Genomic DNA, 5,631 nt, shown 5'->3' with positions numbered 1-5,631 from the left:
CTCAGATCGGGTTCGATCCCTATGCCGACTACCGGAACGCCTCGATCGGGACCTCGTACGTGTTCTATACCAATCGCAAATGGTTGGATAGACTGGTCCCCAACACCTATGAATTTCGCCGCTGGAACTTCGACGGCGATCTCAAGACACAACAGCACTTTTTGGGAATTGATGCCGAGACCCGCGTCGCGCAGACCAACTTCGGCATCGGCTACAGCAATCAGGCTGAGAAATTTGCCGGTGTCGAATTCAATCATCTCTGGCGAGTCAATGTCTACTTCAACTCGACACCGTTCGATTGGCTTTCGTTGTATGCGAGTGCCTCGCAGGGCGAGGGCATTGCCCGCTTCGCCGTCGAGAAGGGGCAGGAGACCTATATCAACGTGGGGGCCACCCTTAAGCCCATGGATCAGTTGAACATTCAACCTTACTTCGACTACGCCCACAGCGATGATGCCGAGACCGATGCCGAGTTCTTCAAGGGTTATATCGCGCGGACGCGGTTCCAATATCAATTCAACCGGGAGCTGTCGGCGCGACTGGTGGTCCAGTACGACGACTTCGAACGGCGTTGGGAGGTTGATCCTTTGTTGACCTACCGCCTCAGCCCGTTCTCAGTCTTCTATGCCGGTTCGACCTACAACTACGATGAACTGCGTGCCGGTCCGAATGATCCGCGCCGCTGGACGCTGTCGTCGCGGCAGTTCTTTATGAAGTTGCAGTACCTGTTCCAGTCGTAAGACGCCGGAACTACGCGCGCTGAGCGTGCAGGATATAGCAGAGCGGTAACTTGAGCGGCTGCTCCTCAAGATGGGCGAAGACCTCGCTGATGTCGTGCGAGTACTCCGTCAGAGTGCGGATCACCAGGCCGTTGTCCGCTAACCCGCCAAAGATCTTCATGAAGCTCTGCGCGAACCAATGGCTGACATGGGACTGATACTGCTGCTTGCCGTAATAATCCATGCCGGCCTCATCCGATAATGGTTTTTCGTTGAAGTAGTGATTGACGACTTTCAACGGCTCCAACTTGTTCTCGGGATCAAGGACTTCAAGGAACGGGTGCATCTCGTAGATCACCAGATCGCCGCCGTCTTTCAGTAGGCGAGCCGCCACACCAAAGAACTCCTGCAGGTCGGGCAGCCAGCCGAGCGTGCCGATTGAGATGAAGACCAGGTCGAATTGCCGGTCGTAGGAATCTGGGATGTCATAAACGTCAGTGCGGACGAAACTGACCGGCAGCTTCGCAATCTCGGCCAGCACCTGCGCCTCGGCAATGAATTCATCGCTTATGTCGAAACCAACCCCCGATCCGGCCCCAAGATTGATTAGCGACAGCGTCTCGCGGCCGTTGTTGCACGATAGCTGCGCCACCGCTTTTCCGGACAGGCCGATCTCCTGCAGCTTGGCTGTGATGACCTCATCGAGACAGCTGTACCCTGGCTGCTGAAACAGCTTGCGGAACTTGCCCGCTTGCGCTACGAAGTGCCTCTCGGCCGCCTGATTCCAGGCAATGCGGTTATCCTCGGCCAACCGCCGGCGCTCGCTGCTGTCCACTCCTGCTCCTCGGATTTATTTCAGATCAGCCAGATACATGGCGTTGATCGACTCGTTGCTGCCGGTCACAAGTCGGCGATGGTAGTCGATCTGGCCCAGATGATAGCCGAAGTGGCCGACAAGGTGGATCAGAAAGCGCCCGATCGTGAACGTCATCCCGGCTAACTCGACCGGATACGGCTTTTCCAGGTCAAAGTCGTTGATCGCGCTGAGTCCGTCGTCGACTGAAGCCAGCGCGACGTCGATCCGCCGCTCCAACTCCGCCCGCGTTACCGGCGGTCCGCCGAATTCCTCTTCGCGGCTGCGGACATAGCCGTTATCCCCGATCACGGTTCCGATGAAATGACTGAGACCCCCGGTCAGATGCCGGGCCAGTGAGCCGGCGGAGTTATTCACGCCGCTCGACACCTTCCAGATGTCGGCTTCGTTCGGGTAAGCGCGCAGCTCGCGCCGCAACGCCTCCAAATCCCGCGTCAGGATTCGATGAATTGAAGAGATTGTTACCATATGGCGAGTAAGGTAGTCCATTTCCGTGATTGCGCAAGTGACAACGTGGCCGGCCGGCATCTCCGCCGGCGGCGAACCCACGCTCGTGGTGGTTCAGCCAGTTCCCGGTCTCGACTATGACAACGGTATCCGGGCGCCGTAGTTCTCGAGCCAGCGCTCAAAGGTCTGCAATTCCGGATTCAAAGAGCGTGAGAACTCCAGATCGCGCGCCCCGCAAAAATCAGATTCGAAATCTCGCTTGAACTGGAACATGTTGCCCAAATCGTCGGCGCCAGGGAAGCCGAAATTGCGGTAGGTTTCCGGATCGACGGCGTTGTAAGCGATCTCCTTGCCGATCGCCTTGGTCATCAGCTTCGCCATCTGCTCGCCGGTCACGTGGTCGCCGGCGATGCCGACCGTCTTGCCGATAAACTTCCCGCCGCGTTTGAAAATCCCCAGTGCGCACTTGCCGATGTCTTCGGCGCTAATGCCGGGCAGTTTCTTGTCGCCCATCGGCATCGTAATCGCATACTTACCCGGCGCGGTCTCCTTGGGGCCCATGCCGAAGTAGATGAAGTTCTCCCAATAGAACGACGTCAGCAAGTAAGTCGTCGGCACGCCCGCCTCGGCGAACGCTTTGTCCGCCTCGCCCTTGCCGTCAAAGTGCGGCACCTTGTACTTGCCGTGCAACGTCGGCAAGCGATTGTCGGTCAGCGGCACCCATTTGCGCGTGTCCTCCAACGTCGACCAGATGACATGCTTCACACCGGCAGCCTTGGCCGCCTGCGCCATCGCGCGCGCATGCTCCATTTCTTTTTCGGGTGAGAAGTGATCCCAGAAGAACGTCACGCAGAACGCGCCATACGCGCCGGCGAAAGCCCGCTTCAAGCTCTCGACGTCGTCAACGTTGGCCGCAACCACTTCCGCGCCCAGCCGTGCCAGTTCCTTGGCCTTGTCCGAATTGACATCGCGCGTCAGTGCCCGCGCGGCGAATTCCCCCGACTTGTCATTCAAAATGGCGCGCACCAAACCGCTGCCCTGAGCGCCGGTCGCGCCGACAACCGCTATGATTTTCTTTGTAGCCACCGCAATCTCCTGTGTCGTAAGTTCCGAATGTATATCAGAGACCTATTTTATCTCTGCTGTGGCTTAAACACCTGTGAGGGGTGAACTGTTCCCGCGCCGGCGCGGTGTGTTTTCGGTCACATCCGGTGGAAACGGACGGTCAACTTTGGCGTTTAGGCGTGATGCTTGTGGAGGAAATTCTCGGCCGATTGTTTGGTAGAGTGGCGGCGGCTCTTCAGGCGTTTCTTGACGAAAGCAACGACCGCGGGTTTGTCCGCCACCAGGGAGTAGATCTCGTCAAAAATTCTGACGGCTTCGCATAGCGCGATCTGGCGGCACTCGGCGGTCTTGTATCTGGCCGTCTCGACCGTCAAAATGCGCTGCGCAATCCGGTCGGCCAAATCGGGACGGGCGACCGCGATCCGGCGTGCAGCTTTGATCAGATTGGCGGCGGTGATCAGCACCGGGCCCTTTAGCGGCGCGAAGTACTTCTCGAAAATCGGATCAAACTTCCGGTCGCTGTCAACCTGTGCCAGCTGCGAGATGATCTCGATGGCGCCCCACTTCAGGATCGTCTTGTCGCTATTCAAGTTGGCCGCAAACTCGTCAAAATGCGGGTACAGCACTTCCGGCGAGTGCGCGGCCAGGTAGCGCAGCACCTTGTCGCAGCCATACTTGATCGTCGCTTTCGATTCGTCCAACCCCGCGATCGCCTTGGCCAGGCACTCGGGATCGCGAATCGCCAGCGCGGCAACCTTTGCCGGATCGAAATCCTTCTTGCAGACTTCTTTGTAGGCAGCCAATTCGGCCATAGTTCACCATTGCGACGGATTGTACTAACATATTGTCGCATTACGACGGAAGATGCAATCAGATTTTGGATAAAAATGACGATGATGACGGTCTATTCGCGGGAGAAGCCGATTCGTTTTGCCTGCGCCGGCGGCGGCGTCATCCACATGTACCCCACCGGAAGGGTGGGTGTTTTTTGGCTTGCTGCGAGTTCAGAATCTCTTGATGATCAAGGGAATGGATAGGCGGGGGTACCGGTTTGGGCGACCATATCCTTGATCGACCATTTGGCGCAGACATTGGGTTCGAACAGGGCGGCATCGTTGAGGTCGGCGAAGAGCGCGTTCAGATTATCCCCCTGAATCTCGGTGTCGTCGATGAACACTTGCCTTGATGCGAAATGCATGGAGTGGAGGTAGGTAAGAACGTGGGGGGGCAGGTGGGCGGTACGTCAAAGTTGCAGGAGGAGCATTGCCGCGTAGAAAGCTATAGAGTCTCCATCCTATGGGTGGGGTATAACAGCCAAAGGTACGCGTGAGTTCAGTAGACCACGCGGTGCGGTGGGAATCTCATGACTTGCGGAGAGCTTCGTGGGACGTTATGATCAAGGGGGACGCGAAACCGAGTCACTTGAGATTCTTGTCAAGACACTCGTTACACATCTTGTCAACGATCTTGATGAAGCGATTGCTCCGTGGCACATGTAGGTACTCTATCTTCTGAATCCCCTTCTCCAACTCGCCTGCTTCTCGATATAGCTCCTTAAGCATCGGTTCCTTCACACGCCAATCGCCGCTCATCTGCTTAATAAGTAACTCACTATCGGAGTGAATCCGGATGTGCCATCGAGTGAACTCAATCACGCGGTCTAGAGCCATGATTAGCGCCTTGTACTCCGCTTGATTATTCGTAATGTCACCGAAGTACTGTGCATCACTACAGATAATGTCATCCTTCAGCACAAAGATGAATGCTCCAGACCCTTTACCGGGATTGTTCCGAGAAGCACCATCGGTGTAGATATCGAGCACGTCTGATTTCTTGACCGGATTTGCGTCTCTATCGATTCTTGTGTTGTCAGTCAATGGGGACCTTTCTCGGAGCTGCGACGAGTGCTACGGAGAGAAATCGCGCCAATCCATTATCGCGTCTTATGTTTGTCAAATCCAATAACGAACGCTGTAAGCGCATTGATGTCGGGGCACATTGCTACAATGTCTCTTAGCATTTCCTCAGTATAACGGCGGAACGGTGGACGAGTTTTCAGTACACTGCAGAGGACTTCTTCTTCAGCGACATCTGGGCCGAGAGATTCTCGCGCAGCGAAGTAAGAGGCCATCATGGTTTTCTTTGTAATGTATCCACTTCCCAGAAAGCGCAACAAGATGATGGCTGCTACAACGATGCCGAAAACTACCAGGATGGTGCTCATTCAACTCACCTGAACCCCTCGATCAAACGAATCTAGTCTATCAACAATTCCCGATTTGAACTGCGCAGGAATGCACACCTACCGTTCGCTCTAGAGCCTCTAGAATGCGGCTCGACTTCTGTGGTGCGACACGAGGCGCACTCTCGTGCGCCGCGTATGTGAGATCCGGACTATCGCCCTACTTCTTCTTTGCCACTTTTTTCGCGGCCGGACGCTTGGCGGCGACCTTCAAGCGCGTGGTCGCCGGCTGCTTCATGCCGTAGGTCGCGATAAACTGATCAGTCGCCTTGCGGGCATCGTCG

8 protein-coding genes are annotated in these 5,631 nt (G+C 56.1%); 1 reads left to right on the top strand and 7 read right to left on the bottom strand.

Features of this window, described 5'->3' with window-relative positions:
* A partial coding sequence (locus IT585_00715) for a hypothetical protein (protein ID MCC6961751.1) occupies positions 1-740 on the top strand: 740 nt, incomplete at its 5' end.
* 10 nt (positions 741-750) lie between these two features.
* Here the strand turns inward: IT585_00715 and IT585_00710 are convergent.
* The 7 genes from IT585_00710 to IT585_00680 form a co-directional block, all read right to left on the bottom strand.
* Complete coding sequence (locus IT585_00710; GenBank protein ID MCC6961750.1) at positions 751-1,554, bottom strand: class I SAM-dependent methyltransferase; 804 nt, start codon at positions 1,552-1,554, stop codon at positions 751-753.
* A 15-nt stretch (positions 1,555-1,569) separates the two neighbouring features.
* On the bottom strand, positions 1,570-2,061 hold the full coding sequence (locus tag IT585_00705; GenBank protein ID MCC6961749.1) for a DinB family protein: 492 nt from the start codon (positions 2,059-2,061) through the stop codon (positions 1,570-1,572).
* A 114-nt stretch (positions 2,062-2,175) separates the two neighbouring features.
* Complete coding sequence (locus IT585_00700) at positions 2,176-3,126, bottom strand: NmrA/HSCARG family protein (GenBank protein ID MCC6961748.1); 951 nt, start codon at positions 3,124-3,126, stop codon at positions 2,176-2,178.
* 152 nt (positions 3,127-3,278) lie between these two features.
* Positions 3,279-3,917 carry a hypothetical protein gene (locus IT585_00695; GenBank protein ID MCC6961747.1) on the bottom strand — a complete coding sequence of 213 codons (639 nt, stop codon included), beginning with the start codon at positions 3,915-3,917 and terminating at the stop codon, positions 3,279-3,281.
* Between the two features lie 209 nt (positions 3,918-4,126).
* Positions 4,127-4,282 carry a hypothetical protein gene (locus IT585_00690; protein MCC6961746.1) on the bottom strand — a complete coding sequence of 52 codons (156 nt, stop codon included), beginning with the start codon at positions 4,280-4,282 and terminating at the stop codon, positions 4,127-4,129.
* Between the two features lie 241 nt (positions 4,283-4,523).
* A complete protein-coding gene (locus IT585_00685; protein ID MCC6961745.1) occupies positions 4,524-4,982 on the bottom strand; it encodes a ribonuclease HI family protein in 459 nt (152 codons plus the stop codon).
* 56 nt (positions 4,983-5,038) lie between these two features.
* Entirely contained in the window at positions 5,039-5,329 is a 291-nt protein-coding gene (locus IT585_00680) for a hypothetical protein (protein MCC6961744.1), read from the bottom strand.
* Positions 5,330-5,631 lie beyond the last annotated feature (302 nt).

The organism is Candidatus Zixiibacteriota bacterium (assembly GCA_020853795.1).
In the GTDB taxonomy this organism is placed as follows: Bacteria; Zixibacteria; MSB-5A5; order CAIYYT01; family CAIYYT01; genus JADJGC01.
Note: the sequence above shows the minus strand (reverse complement) of the source record. Positions and strands in the feature narration are given on the sequence as shown.